A 20,393-nucleotide genomic window follows, 5' to 3' on the forward strand; every position below is an offset into this window, starting at 1 on the left:
AGGATTTTTGCAGAAATTTGCAAGGAGCCTACCGCTTGAATAATAAAAATAGATTTATAAAATTAAATAATGTGATCTTGATCACAAATATTGATAATATTTTCCTTTTCCCTCCTTCCTTTCCTTTATAATTGTAGAAGATGTATTTCATAATAATATATCTTATATCCGTTATTTTTTATAAAGGGGCTACCATGAAAAAAATCATTGCTATTATGGGTTTAGGTATTTTGCTATCTGCTTGTGCAGGACAAGAGAAGTTAGAAAAGGAAACTGCTTTTGCTTTAGGTGTTGATCCAGAGCAAGTAAAAGTATCTAATATTGATAGGGGAATGTATGAAACCAAATATAATGCTGTTATCAATGGCAGAAAGCATAATTGTACCGTAATTGGCGGAAACCCTGTTTCATTCGGGGTGGTTGTCTCACCTACATGCGTAGAAGTAACAGGAAGCACCAAAGCAACAGGCTCTACGAAAAAGACAAAAGGCAGTTGTAATATTATGCTTGAAAAAGCAGGGAAATGCTCAAGATAACAAGATAATATGATCACAAGCGGTAGATTTTTGGCGGAAATTTGCAAAAACCTACCGCTTTTTTATTGAAAGACTTATATTATTTTCCTGATGAATGAAAATACTGTCTGTTTTTGGAACTTTTAATCATTTAAGCAATTTTAGGCTTGTAAGTATCATATATGATACTAAATATCTGATTTTAGCCTTAAATTATCATTGATAAAAGTAACTGTCCTAAACCAAGTTCATCCTAAACTAAACCTCCACAATAAATATTTAAACGGTTACAAAAAAACGCCTAAAACCCTTACACATTACCAAATGCCCCTAAAACAAGCGGTCTCATTTCCCAAATTTCTTGCAAGGGTGTAAAATAGCCTAAATTTTTCATTTAGGTAATCTTATGGCCCTACTTCCACTTTCTCAGGCGCTGGACAATATGTTCGAGCGTCTGCCAAGCCCTTCTGAAACCCAAACCCTGCCTCTCCATCAGGCGGCCAACCGTATTTTAAGCCAGGCGGTTTACTCCCCTATCAACGTGCCCAGCTTTGATAATTCGGCTATGGATGGCTATGCCCTGCGGGTGGCGGATTTAGCCCATCATTCAGCCTTGACGGTTGCTGGCAAGTCCTTTGCGGGCTCACCTTTTAAGGGCCAATTGCCTGCCGGCCAGTGTGTGCGGATTATGACCGGCGCCATGATCCCTGCCGGGGCTGATGCCGTGGTGATGCAGGAGGAAACCAGCCTTAATCCTGATGGTTCGGTTACCTTCCATAAACAACCTAAACTAGGCGAAAATATCCGTTATGTGGGCGAAGATGTGAAGCAGGGCGACAAGGTGCTGGATCAGGGCGATCTGCTTAATGTCACCACGCTTCCCCTTTTGGCTTCGCTGGGCATTGCGGAGGTGCCTGTTTACCCCCGCCTAAAAGTGGCCATCCTCTCCACCGGCGATGAACTAACCTCAGTTGGCCAAGCCTTGGAAGCAGGCAAGATTTATGATACCAACCGCTTTGCTGTTCGCTTGATGTTGGAAAAACTTAACTGTGAGATCTTGGATTATGGTATTTTGCCTGACGACCCAGCCCAGTTTGAAACAGCCTTTACCCAGGCTCAACAAGAGGCCGATGTGCTGATTACCAGCGGGGGCGTATCAGTGGGCGAGGCGGACTTTACCAAGGATGTCTTAGAAAAATTAGGCCAAATCGGCTTCTGGAAAATCGCCATGAAACCGGGCAAGCCCTTCGCCTTTGGCAAGTTACAAAAGGCCTGGTTCTTTGGCCTGCCGGGCAACCCAGTTTCGGCCCTGGTGACCTTCTATCAACTGGTTCAGCCGGCCCTTTATAAGTTAAGCGGCTTGAAGGCCGAAAAACTTGCAAGTTTAAGCCCGAATTTAACCGCTTGTGCTGCCCAACCCCTTAAAAAAGCAGTCGGCCGCCAGGACTTCCAACGGGGCTTTTACTGGCTGGATGAGGCGGGGCAACTCCAAGTTCGCCCAGTGGGCCAGCAGGGTTCCCATATCTTCAGTGCCTTTTATGAAAGCAACTGCTTTATTGTGCTAGAAGCCGAGCGGGGCCCTGTCCAGGCCGGCGAACATGTGACCATTCAACCCTTTAATAGCCTACTCAAATGATAGAATTAAGCGATCAAGAGGCCCTACGTTATAACCGCCAAATTGTGCTGAAAAGCGTTGATTTTGAGGGCCAGGAGAAACTCAAGGCCAGCCGGGTCTTGATTGTCGGCCTGGGTGGTTTGGGCTGTGCGGCCAGCCAATACCTGGCCTCAGCTGGAGTGGGGCATTTGACTCTGGTGGATTTTGACGAGGTCTCCCTTTCCAACCTGCAACGCCAGATTTTGCATACCGACCGCAATATCGGCCAGCCCAAGGTGGAATCTGCCAAGGAAAGACTGGGCCAAATCAATCCCCATATTGCGATTGAAACGATTTATGCCAAGCTGACCGAGAAAGAATTTGCCCAGCTTATCCTGGGCTTTGATGCAGTGGTGGATTGCACTGATAATGTCGAGGTGCGTAACCAGCTCAATCAGGCCTGTTTTCAAGCTAAAGTCCCCCTGATTTCAGGCTCAGCCATCCGCTTTGAGGGCCAGGTCTCTGTCTTTAGCTATCAGGAAAATCAACCCTGCTATGCCTGTCTCAGCCAACTCTTTGGCAACAATGTCCTGTCTTGTGTAGAAGCCGGGGTGATTGCCCCGATTGTGGGGGTGGTGGGTAGCCTCCAGGCTCTGGAAACCATTAAGGTCTTGCTCAATATTGGCAAGACCCTATCAGGCAAGCTCTTGATGATTGATGGCTTGAATTTTTCAGTGCGGGAGATGGTGTTGCCCAAGCAGGCCATGTGTCCAATTTGTAACAATTGCTGAAAAAATTGACAGAAAAAAGGATTTTGCAAAGTTATGTTTGGCTGCTTGACCGTTTTAGCAAGTATAGATAATATACGCGCCATCGGTTCTTCCTAACATCTGTTAAGCAAGAAAAGTAGTAATAATTTCCTTAGTTTTCTTTCGATCTTGTTTTATTTGTCTCCTTTTATAAAACAGTGATTCATATACCTCCTAAGAATTAGATCGAAAGGTTTGACCCTCAGGTTTTCTGAGGGTTTTTTTTTATCTAGAACACGCCCTAGCAATCCACTTCCTTGGCGCTCATAATCTCAATAATCTGCCTGTCCATATAGGCCATGCTCTTGGTGGCAATGGCACAAAGGTTATTGATAGACTTATCCACCGAATGCTCCACAATCCCCTCATTGCCCGTCACTCGGCTGTTATCCAAGGCCATCAAGACCGCCTTATAGGCCGAAGATACACCCGTTGAAACCTTCATGGCACAGCTGTTGGCCGCCCCATCGCAGAGCACCCCGCTGATGTCGCCAATCATGGAACAAATGGCCATGCTAATAGCCCTAAAATCTCCTTTGAGTAAGTAGGCCATGCCAGCAGCACTGCCCATGGCGGCGGTGGTCACCGCACAGAGGGCGGAGAGTTTTGGCAGCTTGCTGTGGATATAGATAGCAATGGTATGAGAAAGGAAGAGGGCACGGATGAGCTGCTCATCATCGGCCTTGACAAAGCGGGCCACAATAACCGAAGGCATGGTGGCTGCAATGCCCTGGTTGCCCGAGCCGGAATTACTCATGGCTGGCAGAAGGGCCCCGCCCATACGGGCATCAGAGGCTGAGGTGGTTTCAATCACAATGCGGTTAAGGAGATCATCGGAGAGCAGGCCCATATCAATTTGCTTGCGTAGGGTGCGGCCAATATGCAGGCCATATTCCTTGGCTAGGCCTTCTTGGGAAAGGGCAGCATTCAGCTGGGCAGCTTCGGCAATAAAGGCGATTTGTTCCACTGGCACCTGCATGGAAAAATCATAGATAGCCTGGGCGGAAAGCCCATCAAAGAAGGCCGAGTCGTCTGGCAACTCGCTTTGGTTCACTTCCTGCTTAAACAAGATCTCGCCATTTTTTTCGATCAAGACCACATTGGTGTGGGAATCCTGAATACAGACCTTGACCCAGCCGCTTTCGCCCAAGACCAAGGCTTCGGAATAAAGAGGGCAGTCCACATTGGCAATATCGACACTGACTTGCTTGGCCTCCAACATGGCCTTGGCCTGCTCCACATCAAGCGGTTGGATTTTCTTTAAAACCTGCAAGCCGCCTTCAGGATCGCCCGCCAGCGCCCCCACGGCTGCGGCAATGGGCAGGCCCACCATGCCCGTGCCAGGCACGGTTACGCCCATGCCATTTTTCATTAAATTAGGCGACACCTTGGCCTGAATCTGCACAGGCTGGCTGCCTAGATGCGATACGGCAATGGCCGAGGCCAGGGCCAAAGAAATGGGTTCGGTACAGCCTAAAGCTGGGGTCACATCACGTCTTACAATGGCGATCAGGTCATCGCCGAAATTAAAATCTTGGGTCATGTTAATAATAGGTTAAATCTTGTTAATCGGTCTTGCATTCTCTTTGGCTTTGGGGAGGCTGTCAAGCCCTATCCCCATGAAAAAAGCCCCAATAGAAAACTATTGGGGCTATATGAGAAAGGCCTTGGATTATTCCACTGTTACGGCCTTGGCCAGGTTTCTTGGCTGATCCACATCCGTTCCCTTAATGAGAGCAATGTGGTAAGAGAGTAACTGTAAAGGCACGGTGTAGAAGATTGGGGCCGTTACCTCATCCACCTTGGGCAGAATGATGGTTTTAAAGCCCTCGGCCGCATTAAAGCCTGCATCATGGTCGGCAAAGACATAGAGCTGGCCGCCACGGGCGCGTACTTCTTCAATATTGGACTTCACCTTCTCCAAGAGATCATTTTCAGGGGCAACCACTACCACTGGCATATCAGCATCAATCAGGGCCAGCGGGCCATGCTTGAGCTCGCCCGCGGCATAGGCTTCGGCATGGATGTAGGAGATTTCCTTGAGTTTGAGCGCCGATTCCATCGCGATTGGGTAGTATTCACCACGGCCGAGGAAGAGGGTGTGGTGCTTGTCGGCAAAGTCTTCAGAGAGTTTTTCTATCTCCTTATCAAAAACCAAGGCACTTTCGATTTGTGCAGGCAAACGCTGTAGGGCGCTGACAATATTCTTTTCTTGGGCTTCATCAACCTTGCCTTTAAGGCGACCGATTGCTGTGGTTAAGAGCAACAAACAGGTTAATTGGGTGGTGAAGGCTTTGGTTGAAGCAACGCCAATTTCCACACCTGCTTTGGTCATAAAGGCGAAGTCAGACTCACGCACAAGGGAAGAACTGGCCACGTTACAGATGGTCATGGCGGCCATAAAGCCGGATTCTTTGGCCAAACGCAAGGCCGCTAAGGTATCAGCTGTTTCACCTGATTGAGACAGGGTGATAAGCAGGCTGTTCGGGCGGGTCACAAACTTGCGGTAGCGGAATTCAGAGGCGATTTCCACATCGCAGCTGACACCTGCAATGGATTCAAACCAGTAGCGGGCCACCATACCTGCGTTATAAGATGTGCCACAGGCCACAATTTGGATATGCTCCACCTTGTTTAAGATGGCTTCAGCGTTGGCACCGATGGCATCGATCACGACTTTACCGTTAGCAATACGGCCTTCAAGGGTGTTCATAATGGCCACTGGCTGCTCGAAGATTTCTTTTTGCATATAGTGGCGGTATTGGCCCTTGTCCGCAGCGTCCTGCTCGAAGTTGCCCTCGTGGATTTCACGCTCAACCTTGTCGCCCTCACGGGTGTAGATGTCCACGGTTTTGCGGGTGATTTCGGCCACATCGCCTTCTTCTAAGTAAATGAAACGACGGGTTACGCTAAGTAATGCAAGCGGGTCAGAGGCCAGGAAGTTTTCGCCCATGCCTAAACCAATTACCAACGGCGAACCTGAACGGGCCACCACCAAACGGCTTGGATCGTCTTGGTTCATGACCACTGTGCCGTAGGCCCCACGTAGTTGTTTAACCGTCTTTTGTACGGCTTCAAGCAGGCTACCTGCCGTGCGGAATTCCCATTCAACTAAATGAGCAATCACCTCTGTGTCGGTTTGGGATTGGAATACATAGCCACGGGCCTGAAGCTCGACCTTAAGTTCCTCGTAGTTTTCAATAATGCCGTTATGCACCACAGCGATCTTGCCTGAACGGTGCGGGTGGGCATTGGTTTCAGACGGCTCACCGTGGGTGGCCCAACGGGTGTGGGCAATCCCTGTGCCACCTAAAACTGGGCTGGCTTCAATGGCCTCGTCTAGGGCCTTAACCTTGCCCACACGACGGACGATTTGCATATTGTGGTTGACATCCACCACTGCCACGCCCGCTGAGTCGTAACCACGATATTCTAAGCGGTGTAGGCCATCTACTAAAATTTCTGCGACATCACGTTGTGCTACTGCACCAACAATTCCACACATTGTACTTTCCTTCTGTTAGTTAATTTCCGACAGCGACTGCGTCGCAATCGGTTACTGATAAGTCAGGGGCTTTGCCCCTGTATAGGCTGAGGGGCAAAGCCCCTCACTTATTCGTAACCACGTACGGCTTGCCGTGCGTGGTAAAGCAAGCGGTTTAAATTTGCAAAAAAATCTGCAGATTGCCCCGCTTGTAAACTTATTTCGCCACCAAAACCTCAACTCCCTTGCTTTCAATCTCCGCTTTCACCGCAGGGCTGATTTGGTTGTCGGTAATAATGCGGCTGATCCTGCCCCATTCCAGTTCGATATTGGGCATTTTTCGCCCGATTTTTTGCGATTCGATCATCACATTGACTTCCCGTGAGACCTCTGCCATGACCTGGCTTAGCCCCACCAACTCATTAAAGGTGGTTGTGCCACGAGCCAAATCCAAACCATCGGCCCCGATAAAGAGCTGATCGAAATCGTAAGAACGCAAAACCTGTTCGGCCACCTTGCCCTGAAAAGACTCGGAACGGGCATCCCAGGTGCCACCAGTCATTAGCACAGTGGGTTCGCTTTCCAAGGCGGTTAATTCGTTGGCCAAGGCAAGAGAATTGGTCATCACCACCAGGCCCGTTTGGTTGAGGGCATGAACCAAGGCCCCTGTAGTGGAGCCGCTGTCGATGATAATGCGGTTATGATCCCGAATGCAGCTGGCAGCCAGTTGGGCAATAGCTTTCTTTTGAATCGAAAGATGTTCGTCATTTTCTTCTATCAGGTCAGAAGGAATTTTTACCGCCCCGCCATAGCGACGCAGCAAAAAACCGCTCTCTTCTAGGGCGGTTAAGTCCTTACGGATAGTGACTTCTGAAGTATCAAAGAGGCTGGCAAGCTGCTCCACGCTAACCTCGCCCTGGGCTTGCACCATCTGGACAATCTGGTGGCGACGTTGTTGGGTGTTGCGTTTGGACATAGGCCTTCTCTTAAGTTTCAATTATCTTTCGTTTCGAAAGGAGGCCTATTATAGGGAGGTAAAAATAAAATGCAAGTTTTAGCTGTAATTTCTGGCCCCAAAGATAGCCGTGCCAATCCTAACCATGGTTGAGCCACATTCAATGGCAGCTTCCATATCATCAGACATGCCCATAGAAAGGGTATCAACCCCCTCAAACTGGGCCTGTAATTGCTCAAACAAGTTCTTCATCTTACGAAGTGAAACTTTTTGAGCCTCGATATCGGTTTCAGGCTGGGGAATAGCCATCAGGCCCCGCAGTTTGAGGCAGGGTAGATGGGCAATTTCCTGGGCCAGGGCCAACATTTCTTCAGGGGCGATACCCGACTTAGAAGCTTCATCACTGATGTTAATTTGAATCAGCACATTAAGCGGGGGCAGGTGGGCCGGTCGCTGTTCATTAAGACGATGGGCGATTTTGGCCCGGTCTAGGGTCTGCATCCAGTCGAAATGCTCGGCCACCAGACGGGTTTTGTTGGATTGGAGGGGGCCGATAAAATGCCATTCCAGATCATATTTGCCCGCAAAATGGGCGATTTTCTCCACGCCTTCTTGAACATAGTTTTCCCCAAAAGAGGTTTGGCCGGCCAAGATGGCCTCTTCAATGGCCTCAAAGGGCTTGGTTTTACTGACGGCCAAGAGACGAACTTCACCTGGCAAGCGGTGGGATTTTTGGCAAAAATTGCAAATTTGGGCCTGAATCTGGTTGATATTACTTGAAATAGACATGCTGAGTTCCTAAAAGCTATAATGGTTCATCTTAAAACGCAAACCAATCAAAAACAAGAAGGGTATATGCAGAGTTTAGCAAAAATTAAATTAGTGATTACCGATATTGACGGGGTTTTAACCGATGGCAGCCTCTACTACGATGCTAATGGCGAAAGCCTCAAACGCTTCCATGTGCGGGATGGGCTAGGCATGCACATGCTTATGGCTTGTGGGATTGAGGTGGGGGTGATTTCTGGCGGCGATCTGCCAGCTTTGCGAGCCAGGCTGGCCAAGCTCAAGCTTAAACATGTCACACTGGGTAAGATGGAAAAACGCTCAGCCTGCCTGGAAATGATGGCTAAATTGGGGGTAGCGCCTGAAGAAGTGGCCTATATCGGCGATGATACCCTAGATCTACCTGCCTTTGAGGCCTGTGGCCTGGCCGTGGCGGTGGGCGATGCACCTGACTATATCAAACAACAGGCCGATTTGGTGCTACAAACCCCTGGCGGACATGGGGCCTTTCGGGAACTGTCGGATATGATCTTAAAAGCCCAGGGTAAGGAAACCGTTTTTGCCACAGCGGCGGGCTTCTTGGAAGTCGTGGAGAAAATGGGCCAGTAGGCTTTATGAGAAAAAAGGGTATAATCAAGTTATCAACTAAGCAAAAAAGAAGAGGAGAAGCCTATGTCTAGCCTTGCTATGAATCAAATTACTGAACTCAGCCAGTTGGATCCCAACCGCTCTTACAGCTATGCCGACTACCTTTTATGGCAGCTCAAGGAACGGGTGGAAATTATCAAGGGTAAGATTGTGGCCATGTCGCCTGCGCCAACACGGTTACATCAGGATATTTCCCGTAAAATTAACCGAGAATTTGACCGTGTTTTTATTAACCACCCTTGCCGGGTTTATTATGCCCCTTTTGATGTGCGTTTCCCTGATCAAGAAGGCAAGATTAAAAACGTAGTACAGCCTGATCTCTGTGTTATTTGTGATGAAAATAAGTTAGACGACAAGGGCTGTATCGGTGCGCCGGATTTGGTGGTGGAAATCCTCTCTCCAGGCAATTCCAAGCGGGAGATGAAGTATAAATATGAGCTTTACCAAGAGGCTGGTGTGCTGGAGTATTGGGTGGTGCGGCCCGAGGAGCGTAATATCCATATTTATTTGCTCAAAGACGGCGAATATATCGGCCTTCAACCAGTGGTGGAGGGAGATGTAATTACCTCTCGAATTTTCCCTGACTTGAGTTTTAATACTGATGGGCTTTATGATTTATAAAAAATAACCGATTTTGACCCGCTTGTGGCTTTGGCACGGAGAGTGCCTGTGTCTTGGCTGGGCAGTAACTTATTGATATAGGCACCAGCCTGGGGGCTGGCGCCATCAATCCTTATTATTTTCCCGCCATGCGGTTGATGATTTTCTCACCCTTGATCTGGTGGTAGATAGCCATCACGATATGGCCGCCCACCAAGGCAAAGAGTGCCCAGGCTAACTCGCCATGTAAGAGGCCACCTAGATTGACCATCCAGTCAATTTTTTCTGCCGCGCCATCCATAACATTCACGCCAAAGACCTCTAAAGGCCCACGGGCGCCGCCATATTGGCGAATTAGGGCAATCACAGGCACAGCAATCATTAAGACATAAAGGGCCAAGTGGCCAAGTGTGACCATAATATTGCCCGCAGGTGGGCGATTTTTACGGTTGGCAATCGCCCAAATAATACGGATGACTAAAAGCCCCATTAAAATTGTGCCGACAGACTTGTGATAAGGCATGAGAGCCTTAAAGGTTTCCTCGCCTGCCAGGCCAGTATAAAGCATAAAACCAAAGCAAAGTGCCATGGACCAGTGTAAGAAACGGCTGACAGTGCCGTATTTTTGGCGGTTATCCAACATAAATTCCCCTAAATGTGAAGTAATAAGTAAAGGCAAGATTATAGAGGAAAACTTAAAAACTTCTTAAAATGTTAAGAAAATGTTTGTAAAGAATACATTTGCAAATTTTGCCCTAAATCCTCCCGCTTGCATTGTCCTTTCCATGCCTAAACCAGTTGAAATCCCGCCCAAAAATCGCTATTGTGGACGCCCTCTAGCAGCCCTAGAAAAGGTTGCCCACAAGCGGTCTTATTTATGCAAAATTTTACAAATATCTTAACAGGCAAGAGCCGGGAGCATTTGGTTGCTCTGCCCAATGCCCTTTCACCCAACCATTTCCTGCACCCACTGGCTGCTAAGGCTTTTTTGGCCCTGCAAACGGCTGCTCACAAGGCAGGTTTTAACCTTCAACCTGCCAGCAGCTTTCGGGACTTTGAGCGGCAAAAGGCCATTTGGAATGCCAAGTTTCGTTGTGAACGCAAGGTACATGATGATTGGAATCAAGCCCTCGACCTGAGCTGCCTTGATGACTGGGCCAAGGCTCAGGCCATTCTGCGCTGGTCGGCCATGCCAGGCGCTAGCCGCCATCATTGGGGGACGGAAATTGATGTATTCGATCCAGACTTACTCCCCCAAGGCCAATCTCTCCAGCTTGAACCCTGGGAATATCAAGCGAATGGATATTTTGCAGAACTTGCAAATTGGCTGGTGGAAAACTTGACCTATTTTGACTTCTATCTGCCTTTTTCTGAGCGGTGTAGTAAAAAAATTGGACTGGAGCCTTGGCATATCAGTTATTTTTACTTGGCGGAAAACTATGCAAGCCAATTTAAGCCTGAAATCCTCTTATCTGCCTGGGAAAATGAGGACGTGGCAGGCAAAGCCTGTCTTGAACAACACCTAGATCAAATTTTTAAAGACTATATCCTATGACAGCCATTCAACTTATCTACGAAGGCGGAGATGAAGCCAAGTTCCAAGCACTTTGTGATAAATGGCAGCTTGTTCACGACAGTTCTGCTATTTTAGCCCTAGTGCAAACCGAGCAGCAACTGGAATTACGCAAATTAGATGAGCCAAAACTGGGTGCCATTGCGGTCAATTTTACTGAGGGTGTCATGGCTCACCGCCGCAAATTTGGGGGCGGACGGGGCGAGGCAGTTGCCAAGGCTGTTGGGCTGAAAAAAGGTTTTATCCCAACAGTGATTGATGCCACAGCAGGCCTGGGGCGAGATGCCTTTGTGCTGGCCTGCGTGGGCTGTCAGGTTAAATTGGTGGAACGCAATCCTGTGGTGGCAGCACTCCTAGAAGATGGCCTAAACCGAGCCTATCAGGATCCTGAAATTGGTGCCATGATGCAGGCAAACATGCAACTGCTTTCTGCAAGATCTATCGCAGAATTGACCGCTTGTGATAAGGCCGATGTGGTCTATCTCGATCCTATGTTCCCTCACAAGCAAAAAAGTGCCTTGGTTAAGAAGGAAATGCGGGTTTTCCAACATTTAGTTGGGGCTGATTTAGATGCCGATGATTTTTTACCTTTAGCACAACAACTGGCCAACAAACGGGTTGTCGTAAAACGGCCTAATTATGCGCCCTTTCTTGCAGAGCAAAAGCCGGATTTTAGCCATGAAACTAAGAACCATCGCTTTGATGTATATTTGAAGAAAGAATAGGTTAATATGAGAGGATGGCTGGGGTACTAGGATTCGAACCTAGGGATGCCGAGATCAAAACCCGGTGCCTTACCGCTTGGCGATACCCCAAAAAAGAAAAACTAACCCGAAGTTAGCTTTATTTGAAATTTATATGTTGTGAGATGGCTGGGGTACTAGGATTCGAACCTAGGGATGCCGAGATCAAAACCCGGTGCCTTACCGCTTGGCGATACCCCAATCCAAGAATTTGCAAACTGAAATGGTGCGGGAGGAGGGACTTGAACCCACACGCTTTTGGCGCCAGAACCTAAATCTGGTGCGTCTACCAATTTCGCCACTCCCGCAATATAAGTTTAAATGGTGGCTACAGCGGGACTCGAACCTGCGACCCCAACATTATGAGTGTTGTGCTCTAACCAGCTGAGCTATGTAGCCATTCAAACTTTATTTGCTAAACCATATCGGCGTTTGCGGGGCTTATTATGCGGATTTCAGTTGCCCTCGTCAAACGTTTTTTTTGAAAAAAATGTTTTTTTGCGTTGTTTGATTTTAAAATCATCAAATTGTGCCAAAAACCAACAAATTAAGCCTCAAAAGCCTGACTATATGCGTTGAAAGCCTTGCTCTAAATCTGCAATTAAGTCCTCAATGGCCTCCAAGCCAATATGTACCCGAATTAAGGTGCCAGTTAGCTCTCGCTCAATATTTGGGCGAATACGGGCAATTTCTTTGGGTTGGTTGGCTAGAATTAAGGATTCAAAGCCGCCCCAGGAATAGGCCATGGAAAATAACTCAAAATGATCCAGGAAGTTGGCCAGTTCTTCATTATTTAGGGTTTTGCAAAGTTCAAAGGAAAAAAGACCGCTTGCGCCCTTAAAATCCCGTTTGAAAAACTCATGGCCTGGGCAGCTTGGCAGGGCAGGGTGATAAACGGCCTTGACTTCAGGCCGCTCATCCAGCCATTTGGCCACCGCAATACTGTTTTCTTCATGCTGTTTGAGGCGAATGCCCAGAGTGCGTAGGCCACGGGCGGTCACATAGGCGGTATCTGCATCCACCATTTGGCCCATAAGGTAGGACTGCTCACGCAGCTGATCCCAGCATCGGGCATTGGAAACAGCCGTGCCAATCATGGCATCAGAATGGCCGACTAGATATTTGGTGCCGGCCTGAATAGAAATATCAATCCCGTATTCCAGAGCAGGGAAAAGCACGCCCGCCGACCAGGTGTTATCAATCATGATCACAATCTCAGGATTTTTGGCCCGTACGGCACGGACGATGGCGGGAATATCAGCCACTTCCATAGTTAGCGAACTTGGTGCTTCCAAAAATAAAACCTTGGTATTGGGCTGAACCAGGTCGGCAATCTGTTCTCCCAGCATCGGGTCATAAAAAGTGGTTTCCACGCCCATTTTTTTCAAGATGATCTTACAGAAATCCTGGGTTGGCTCGTAGGCTGCACCGGTCATTAAAACATGGTCGCCCTGTTCCACAAAGGCCAAGAGAGCATTGCTGACTGCCGCTGCCCCACAAGGGTAGAGATAGCAGCCTGCCCCGCCTTCCAGCTCACACATGGCATCTTGCAGGGCAAAGTGGGTCAGGGTGCCTCGGCGGCCATAAAAGAGGGCGCCCTTGTAGCGGTTTTGGGTAGCCTGTTTTTTGTCGGCCACACTGTCAAAAACCAAGGAAGAGGCACGCTGAATTACGCTATTCACTGCCCCCTGGGTATAGCGGGATTGGCGGCCAGCGTGGACGAAGGTGGTTGCAGGTTTGTGGTTTGTCATGAGAACGTCCTTAAATCAGATCAAATGGCTGTATTATGAAAGGGATTGGCTAAAAAAGCAAAACGCACGTCTTAAACGTGCGTTTGGGGCTTAACGGAGGAAAGCCGGGATCTGGCTTTCATATTGGGAAATCTTGTCCTCGTGTTGGAGGGTCAAGCCGATATTGTCCAAGCCATTTAAGAGGCAGTGGCGGCGGAACTCATCTAGCTCAAAATGGTAGGTTTTATCGCCCACTTGCACGGTTTGGGCTTCTAAGTCCACATCAATCTGCTTGCCTTCATTAGCCCAGACCCATTGGAAGATTTCTTCTACTTCCTCTTCGCTTAAACGAATGGGCAACATATGGTTGTTGAGGCTGTTATTGTAGAAAATATCCGCAAAGCTCGGGGCGATCATCACCTTAAAGCCATAGTCGGCTAGGGCCCAAGGTGCGTGCTCACGGGAGGAGCCACAGCCCAGGTTCTTGCGGGCTAGCAAAATGGTTGCCCCCTTATATTGAGGGTAGTTGAGCACAAAGTCTGGGTTGGATTGGGTGCCCTCAGCATCTAAATAACGCCACTCGTGAAAGAGGTGCTTCCCAAAACCTACTCGGGTAATGGCCTGTAAGAATTGCTTAGGAATGATCGCATCTGTGTCCACATTGGCTGCATCAAGGGGCACAACCAAGCCTGAATGTTGTTGAATACCTGCCATAGAGCCTCCTTAATTTAATGTTACCTGACGAATATCGACAAATTTACCAAAAACCGCTGCCGCCGCTGCCATGGCTGGGCTGACCAAGTGGGTGCGGCCGTTGCGGCCCTGACGGCCTTCAAAGTTACGGTTGGAGGTGGAGGCACAACGCTCCCACTCGCCTAGGCGGTCATCATTCATGCCCAAGCACATGGAGCAACCTGGGTTACGCCACTCGGCACCCGCACTGATAAAGATCTGATCCAAGCCCTCTTTTTCAGCCTGTTCCTTAACCAAACCAGAACCTGGCACAACTAAAACCCGCTTGACGTTATCCGCCACCTTACGGCCCTTCATCACGGCTGCGGCTGCCCGCAAGTCCTCGATCCGTGCATTAGTACAGGATCCGATAAAGACCTGATCAACCGCCACCTCTTTAAGATCGGTATGGGGTTCTAGGCCAATATAGGCCAAGGCCTTTTCAGCCGAAGCCTTGGTAACAGGGTCGTCCATTTCAGCTGGGTTTGGCACCACCTCATCAATGCCCATGACCTGGCCTGGGTTGGTTCCCCAGGTGACTTGCGGGGCGATGTCCTTGGCTTCTAGGGTCACGACTGTATCAAACTCTGCCCCCTCATCGGTTTGCAGGGTCTTCCAATAGGCCACGGCATCCTCCCAGTCCTGGCCTTGAGGGGCGTGAGGGCGGCCCTTGAGGTAGGCAAAGGTGGTTTCATCAGGGGCGACCAGGCCTGCCTTGGCTCCCATTTCGATGGCCATGTTGCAGACGGTCATCCGGCCCTCCATGGACAAGTCCCGAATGGCCTCGCCACAGAATTCAACCACATGTCCCGTACCGCCTGCCATGGTGGTTTTGCCGATGATGGCCAGAATAATGTCCTTGGCCGTAATGCCTGGGGCCACCTTGCCCCGCACCTCAATCTTCATGCTCTTGGCCCGAGCCTGTTTAAGGGTTTGGGTGGCTAAAACGTGCTCAACTTCGGAGGTTCCGATACCAAAGGCCAAGGCTCCAAAGGCTCCGTGGGTGGCGGTGTGGGAGTCGCCACAAACGATGGTCATGCCTGGTAAGGTCAAGCCCTGTTCTGGCCCCATCACATGGACAATGCCCTGTTGCTTAGTGTTCATATCAAAGAGGGAAATGCCAGCTTCCTTACAGTTCTTGTCTAGCTCCAAAACCTGGATCTTGGCCTGGCCTTCCAGCTTCTGCACATCCCGCACCTGGGTGGAGATACTGTGATCCATGGTGCCAAAGGTCTTGCCTACCTGACGCACGGCCCGCCCTGCCACCCGCAGGCCGTCAAAGGCCTGGGGGCTGGTGACTTCGTGAATTAAGTGACGGTTAATATATAAGATGGGCGTTTCGCCCTCAGCCTCGTGCACCACGTGGGCATCGAATAATTTTTGATATAGGGTTTTTGCCATAAGTCCAACTCTCTTAAGTAAAACAAGCGGTTGGGTTTTGCAAAAAACTTGCAAATAGAACCCGCTTGCGAAGCGATAAGAAGAATATAACCGCTCTAAAATCTAAAGTAAAATCCTATTTTTACGGTTTTTTCATATTTTTATGCTGCTGAAAAAGCCAAAAATTCAAGTTTTTAGGAAGGTTGCAAAATTTTATGCTGGGCTATTTCTTATTTACAGAAACTTATCAGACAAATTTGGGGCTTTGTAGAGGCTTACGCTTTTTCTAAAAAGGCTAATAGGGAGTGAAAAAAGTGACCCAGCTCACATTATTAAAAAATTGTTATCAAATTGATCATTTTTTGCTTTACAAGGCCTACCGCTTTCGCTAAAAATTGACAGGTCTTAGATCTCATAGTATTCCAACGGAGGACATTTATGCAAAACACAACTCGTACACTCCTAAGCCTGGCCGTTGCCCTGGGCCTTTCCAGTGCGGCCTTTGCTGCCAAGGTGCCAGAAGGCACGCAGCTTGCCGCTAAACAACAAATCGTGATCAACAATGGTGCAGAGCCACAAAGTTTCGACCCGCATAAAGTAGAAGGCGTGCCAGAGTCCCAAGTGGCCTATCAACTATTTGAAGGCTTAGTCACCCGTGATGCTGATGGTAATCTTGAGCCTGGTATGGCTGAACGTTGGGAAAGTACACCTGATTTCAAAACCTGGACCTTCCACCTGCGTAAAGACGCTAAATGGTCTAACGGTGATCCTGTAACCGCTCATGATTTTGCCTATTCTTGGCAGCGTTTGGCTGATCCAAAAACGGCTTCTCCTTACTCCAGTTTCTTAAATTATCTGCAAGTAGAAAATGCCCAAGATGTGATTGATGGCAAGAAAAAACCAGAAGAGCTAGGCGTGAAAGCCTTAGATGATCACACTTTTGTAGTGCAACTTAGCAACTCTGTGCCTTATGCTGTGGGTTTAACTACCCATCAGGTTTTAGTGCCTGTGAATAAAAATGTGGTAGAAAAATTTGGCGATGCTTGGGTCAAAAAAGAAAACTTTGTGGGTAATGGCGCTTATGTGCTGACCAACCACGTTATCAATGAAAAAATTGAATTCGCCCGCAATAAGCACTACTGGAATGACAAGGAAACCGTGATTGATACCGCCACCTTCCTAGCCATTGAAAACCCATCTACTGACGTGGCTCGCTACCGTGCTGGCGATGTTGATATTACCAGCTATGCCATTCCGCCAGAGCAGTTTGCTAAATTAAAACAGGAAATTCCAAATGAAGTATCGGTAGTCAGAACGCTTTCTACCTATATGTATGAGTTAAATCACACCAAGGCTCCGTTTAACGATGTGCGGGTGCGTAAGGCACTGAACCTTGCCCTAGACCGTAATGTGATTACCGACAAGGTGCTAGGCCAAGGTCAAACCCCAACCTACGTCTTTACCCCAACCTATATTGAGGAAGGCGAGAAAATTCAGCAGCCTGAATATTCCAAACAGCCAATGGCAGAACGTAATGCCGAGGCCATCAAACTCTTAGAAGAGGCAGGCTTTAGCAAGAAAAATCCGCTTAAGTTTACTCTCCTTTATAACACCAATGAAAACCACAAGAAAATTGCCATTGCGGCAGCTTCTATGTGGAAGACCAATACCAAGGGCTTAATTGAGGTGAAATTGGAAAACCAAGAGTGGAAAACCTATATTGATAGCCGTCGTAACAAACGCTATGATGTAGCCCGTGCAGGTTGGTTGGCCGACTATGACCATGCAACAACCTTTGGTAACTACTTCCTTTCCACCTCCAGCAACAACACGGCCTTCTATAAGAGCCAGGAATATGATGATGCCATCAATTCCTCTTTCCAAACAGGTGATGCAGGTGAACGTGCAGCAGCCTATGCCAAGGCAGAAGAAATCCTAGCCCGTGATTCTGCCCTAGTACCTGTTTATAACTATGTAAACCCTCGCTTGGTTAAAACCCACGTTAAGGGCTACACAGGTAAAGATCCACAAGATAAGATCCTCTTAAGAAACCTCTATATTGTGAAATAAGTCTGGTATAGCAAAGTAAATGGCCTAGGGAAACCTAGGCCATTTTTTTGGCATAGTAGACAAAATAGTTGCTGATTCGTCAAAAACTATGCCAAGTGGACAAAATAGTTGCTAATGTTTATTTTCTAAAATGTTAGCAGCTATTTTTATTCAAAAAATCCTTTATAAACATGGCTTTATGTTTTTTGCTTAATCCATTATGATTATTTAACTGTCGCTTCATATGTTTAAATAGCCCTTCAAGCCTATTTGTTGTCCTTTCTATATTTAAATCTGACCGTTCTTCAAAAGTAAATAAATATTTCATATACCATTTAAGGCTTGCATAAGCCCCTCTAACACTACGATGCTTATAAGGTAAATATCCCTTTTCATTTGGCTTATCACTTCTTTCTTTTAAATACTCTTCATGTTTTAAATACCAATAATGAAGGCGTTTGTAAAATTCATTTTTTGAACTCTCCACCAGTGTTTTTACGATAACTTTTAATTCTTTTCCCGCTTGTGATTGATGCTTTTTTCTGAGTTTTCTCATCACTATTGCAACCATATGAAACTGACACATCTGCACAGGTGCATTGAACAAGTCCTTCATCAGACCTCGCCTACCATCACAGGTAATGGATTGTATTATATAGCTTTTTTCTCTCAATCTATTAAGTGCCAGCTTATAGTAAACGTCTTTTTCTGTTCTTACAAAACAGTGAAATACCACTTTCTTTGTATGAGAGTCCATTAACACTAATACGCCGAAATTACGCTTAAAAAAGGTAGTGTCCATAATTATATTAAGCGATGTGCTTTGAGGTGGATGTAATAATGTTTTAGGAGCTTTATCAATATATCTTTGGATAGTTCTAACCGAACAATGATACTTATTGGCAAGCTGTTGATAAGTTTGTTTTCCTGAAGTGTAATCATCCCAGATCTGTATTGGGTCTAATTTCTTTTGATGGGTAAAGGTTTTATGGCATTGATTACAATAATAACGCTGAATGTTATTTTGTTTACCATGTTTCTTGATATTCGCACTTTGGCAGAAAAGGCAGTTTTTTGTTCATTTTTCAAAAAGAGGGCTTAAAGCCTTGTACTATAAGGCTTTAAGCCACTTTTTAGCAACTATTTTGTCTATTATGCCATTTTTTTATGTTTGCAAAATTGCCCTTATGAAATCGGCAATTTGGGTTTAATGCTTGGGTCAATGATAGGCTCTGCGCCTTCGTCTTCAGCAGGGGCTGCGGGCTCTGGGGCGTCTGGCTCTGCTTGAGGCTGAGGCTCGGTTTTTTCCTCAGGCTGTGTAGGTTGAACTGACTCAGGCTTGGCTTCTTCTGGCTGATTGTCGGCCGCAGGTGCAGGCTCATCAACCTTATTTTCTTCTTTTGCAGAATTTTCCTGATTTTCCACCGCTTGTTCAGGTACTGGCTCTCGCACACCAGCAATCGGCACTGTTACCGTTTCCCTTTCGGCCTCATCCTTACGTTTTAGGGTGATTTTCTTGCCAATTTCTACCCGAGGATCCAACCAAACTGACACGATGGCATTGTTTACTTCCTCAGAAAACTCATCGGATAAAACCGTATCATTGAGCACAAAATAGCCCCTGTCTTCCAAGGCAATATAGCTTAAGCTATCTTTAGGATCGATATTGGGTAGGGTCTTGCGTAAATGGCTGATAATATTTTCCTGATCTTCTACCTTAATCCCTAAATTAGACCAAGAACGAGCCAGGGAAATGGCAAAATCCCGTCCATCAACGGGTTTTTCATATTTGAGGGTTAGCATGAGGGGGCGAATGCCTGGGTTATATTCCCCTGTTTCCGTATAAAGGGAAATATTGTAAATCTTGAAGGGGCCAAAGGTGTAATCCACATCATTGATCTTCTGCCAGGTTGCCAGGGCAGAGGTGCTAAAGAGCAGGAAGAGACTGGAAAGAAAGAAGGTTTTACGCATGGAATATCCCTACAAATCAAAAGTGCTGCCATTATAGCAAAAGGGCTTGAGAAAGCTATCTTCACATAAAGACAATCAAATTGTTGTATTTATCTTCAGAACCTTTTAAAATTGCACGGTTTTTTAACACTTATACACCTATTGAAGGATTTTTTATGAAACACTTAACTAAAATTGCTGGCCTTTCTCTTGCCGCAGTATTATTAACAGGCTGCTTAAACGCATCAAGCCACAACGTAGATGCTCGCCCAGAAGTGCAACCACAACCGCCTGTGGTACAAAAAGCCCCTGCTCAACCAGTTAAAGAATACACCTTAAGCGGTGACTTCTTGTTCGATTTCGACAAGAGCAACCTCACTGCGAAAGGTAAGAGCGTTGTCAGCAACATGGCTAAAGAAATCAAGGCTGCTGGTGCAAGCCGTGTAACCGTAACAGGTTATACAGACCGTTTAGGTTCTGCCCAATACAACTTAAAACTTTCTCAAGCCCGTGCTAACACGGTGAAAGCCTACCTCCAACAACAAGGTGTGAAAGCCAACATCACTGCTAAAGGCCGTGGTAAGGCTAACCAAGTTAAGGCTTGTAATGGCGTAACAGGTCAAGCTCTTAAAGACTGCTTGAAACCTAACCGTCGTGTACACGTTCGTGCTGAATAATTAGCTTATTCAAGACAAAAAAACAGGGCCTTGGTTGCCCTGTTTTTTTATTATATAGTCAGACACAGTCTGACTATATAAAACCATACGCTTTGCGTATGGGCCCAAAGAGCTTAAGCGATGAACAGAAAAAATCCGCGCTATATAATCAACAAGGCTGATAACCAA

19 protein-coding genes and 4 tRNA genes are annotated in these 20,393 nt (G+C 47.1%); 9 read left to right on the forward strand and 14 right to left on the reverse strand.

Annotated elements, in window-relative coordinates; translation table 11 throughout:
- Window positions 1-194 precede the first annotated feature (194 nt).
- From A4G20_00005 to A4G20_00015, 3 genes are all read left to right on the forward strand, one after another.
- Window positions 195-536, forward strand: a complete 342-nt coding sequence (locus tag A4G20_00005; protein ID QIW14878.1) for a hypothetical protein — start codon at window positions 195-197, stop codon at window positions 534-536.
- A gap of 385 nt (window positions 537-921) precedes the next feature.
- Window positions 922-2,151 carry a molybdopterin molybdenumtransferase MoeA gene (locus A4G20_00010; GenBank protein QIW14879.1) on the forward strand — a complete coding sequence of 410 codons (1,230 nt, stop codon included), beginning with the start codon at window positions 922-924 and terminating at the stop codon, window positions 2,149-2,151.
- Entirely contained in the window at window positions 2,151-2,900 is a 750-nt protein-coding gene (locus A4G20_00015; GenBank protein ID QIW16808.1) for a molybdopterin-synthase adenylyltransferase MoeB, read from the forward strand. The genes A4G20_00010 and A4G20_00015 overlap by 1 nt, the downstream gene beginning before the upstream one ends.
- A 259-nt stretch (window positions 2,901-3,159) precedes the next feature.
- Here the strand turns inward: A4G20_00015 and A4G20_00020 are convergent, their stop codons facing one another.
- The 4 genes from A4G20_00020 to A4G20_00035 all read right to left on the reverse strand — a co-directional run bounded on the left by A4G20_00020 (window position 3,160) and on the right by A4G20_00035 (window position 8,146).
- Complete coding sequence (locus tag A4G20_00020; protein ID QIW14880.1) at window positions 3,160-4,461, reverse strand: hypothetical protein; 1,302 nt, start codon at window positions 4,459-4,461, stop codon at window positions 3,160-3,162.
- A 129-nt stretch (window positions 4,462-4,590) separates the two neighbouring features.
- Window positions 4,591-6,423, reverse strand: coding sequence for a glutamine--fructose-6-phosphate aminotransferase (locus A4G20_00025; protein ID QIW14881.1), 1,833 nt, complete (start codon window positions 6,421-6,423; stop codon window positions 4,591-4,593).
- A 196-nt stretch (window positions 6,424-6,619) separates the two neighbouring features.
- Window positions 6,620-7,378, reverse strand: a complete 759-nt coding sequence (locus A4G20_00030; protein QIW14882.1) for an XRE family transcriptional regulator — start codon at window positions 7,376-7,378, stop codon at window positions 6,620-6,622.
- Window positions 7,379-7,456: 78 nt separating this feature from the next.
- Window positions 7,457-8,146, reverse strand: coding sequence for a YggS family pyridoxal phosphate enzyme (locus A4G20_00035; GenBank protein QIW14883.1), 690 nt, complete (start codon window positions 8,144-8,146; stop codon window positions 7,457-7,459).
- A gap of 66 nt (window positions 8,147-8,212) precedes the next feature.
- On the opposite strand from A4G20_00035, the gene A4G20_00040 reads away from it, so the two are divergent.
- Both A4G20_00040 and A4G20_00045 read left to right on the forward strand, forming a co-directional pair.
- Window positions 8,213-8,752 carry a 3-deoxy-D-manno-octulosonate 8-phosphate phosphatase gene (locus A4G20_00040; protein ID QIW14884.1) on the forward strand — a complete coding sequence of 180 codons (540 nt, stop codon included), beginning with the start codon at window positions 8,213-8,215 and terminating at the stop codon, window positions 8,750-8,752.
- Window positions 8,753-8,815: 63 nt separating this feature from the next.
- The gene (locus tag A4G20_00045) at window positions 8,816-9,412 is read left to right on the forward strand and encodes a restriction endonuclease (GenBank protein ID QIW14885.1); all 597 of its coding nucleotides are present in this window, start codon (window positions 8,816-8,818) and stop codon (window positions 9,410-9,412) included.
- Window positions 9,413-9,527: 115 nt separating this feature from the next.
- On the opposite strand, the gene A4G20_00050 is transcribed toward A4G20_00045, so the two are convergent.
- Window positions 9,528-10,034, reverse strand: a complete 507-nt coding sequence (locus A4G20_00050; protein QIW14886.1) for a hypothetical protein — start codon at window positions 10,032-10,034, stop codon at window positions 9,528-9,530.
- 234 nt (window positions 10,035-10,268) lie between these two features.
- Here A4G20_00050 and A4G20_00055 point away from each other — a divergent pair, with 234 nt between their 5' ends.
- A complete protein-coding gene (locus tag A4G20_00055; GenBank protein QIW14887.1) occupies window positions 10,269-10,946 on the forward strand; it encodes a peptidase M15 in 678 nt (225 codons plus the stop codon).
- On the forward strand, window positions 10,943-11,689 hold the full coding sequence (locus A4G20_00060) for a 16S rRNA (guanine(1516)-N(2))-methyltransferase (GenBank protein QIW14888.1): 747 nt from the start codon (window positions 10,943-10,945) through the stop codon (window positions 11,687-11,689). The genes A4G20_00055 and A4G20_00060 overlap by 4 nt, the downstream gene beginning before the upstream one ends.
- Before the next feature lie 15 nt (window positions 11,690-11,704).
- Here the strand turns inward: A4G20_00060 and A4G20_00065 are convergent.
- The 7 genes from A4G20_00065 to A4G20_00095 form a co-directional block, all read right to left on the reverse strand.
- Window positions 11,705-11,779 (reverse strand) — tRNA-Gln (locus A4G20_00065).
- 54 nt (window positions 11,780-11,833) lie between these two features.
- Window positions 11,834-11,908, reverse strand: a tRNA-Gln gene (locus A4G20_00070).
- 23 nt (window positions 11,909-11,931) lie between these two features.
- A tRNA-Leu gene (locus A4G20_00075) sits at window positions 11,932-12,015 on the reverse strand.
- 14 nt (window positions 12,016-12,029) lie between these two features.
- Window positions 12,030-12,106: transfer RNA gene (locus A4G20_00080), tRNA-Met, on the reverse strand.
- Between the two features lie 167 nt (window positions 12,107-12,273).
- Window positions 12,274-13,458: a cystathionine beta-lyase gene (locus A4G20_00085; GenBank protein ID QIW14889.1), complete on the reverse strand. Its 1,185-nt coding sequence runs from the start codon at window positions 13,456-13,458 to the stop codon at window positions 12,274-12,276.
- 90 nt (window positions 13,459-13,548) lie between these two features.
- Window positions 13,549-14,151 (reverse strand): 3-isopropylmalate dehydratase small subunit, encoded by a 603-nt coding sequence (locus A4G20_00090; GenBank protein QIW14890.1) that lies wholly within the window; start codon window positions 14,149-14,151, stop codon window positions 13,549-13,551.
- 9 nt (window positions 14,152-14,160) lie between these two features.
- A complete protein-coding gene (locus A4G20_00095) occupies window positions 14,161-15,570 on the reverse strand; it encodes a 3-isopropylmalate dehydratase large subunit (protein ID QIW14891.1) in 1,410 nt (469 codons plus the stop codon).
- Window positions 15,571-15,987: 417 nt separating this feature from the next.
- Between A4G20_00095 and A4G20_00100 the strand changes: the two genes are divergently transcribed.
- On the forward strand, window positions 15,988-17,619 hold the full coding sequence (locus A4G20_00100; protein QIW14892.1) for an oligopeptide ABC transporter substrate-binding protein OppA: 1,632 nt from the start codon (window positions 15,988-15,990) through the stop codon (window positions 17,617-17,619).
- Window positions 17,620-17,752: 133 nt separating this feature from the next.
- Here the strand turns inward: A4G20_00100 and A4G20_00105 are convergent, their stop codons facing one another.
- Both A4G20_00105 and A4G20_00110 read right to left on the reverse strand, forming a co-directional pair.
- Entirely contained in the window at window positions 17,753-18,355 is a 603-nt protein-coding gene (locus tag A4G20_00105; GenBank protein QIW16809.1) for a transposase, read from the reverse strand.
- A 428-nt stretch (window positions 18,356-18,783) separates the two neighbouring features.
- Window positions 18,784-19,569, reverse strand: a complete 786-nt coding sequence (locus A4G20_00110) for a hypothetical protein (protein QIW14893.1) — start codon at window positions 19,567-19,569, stop codon at window positions 18,784-18,786.
- Window positions 19,570-19,724: 155 nt separating this feature from the next.
- Between A4G20_00110 and A4G20_00115 the strand changes: the two genes are divergently transcribed.
- On the forward strand, window positions 19,725-20,225 hold the full coding sequence (locus A4G20_00115) for a hypothetical protein (GenBank protein QIW14894.1): 501 nt from the start codon (window positions 19,725-19,727) through the stop codon (window positions 20,223-20,225).
- The last annotated feature ends 168 nt before the right edge of the window (window positions 20,226-20,393 follow it).

Source organism: Pasteurellaceae bacterium RH1A (assembly GCA_012221805.1).
Classification (GTDB): Bacteria; Pseudomonadota; Gammaproteobacteria; order Enterobacterales; family Pasteurellaceae; genus RH1A.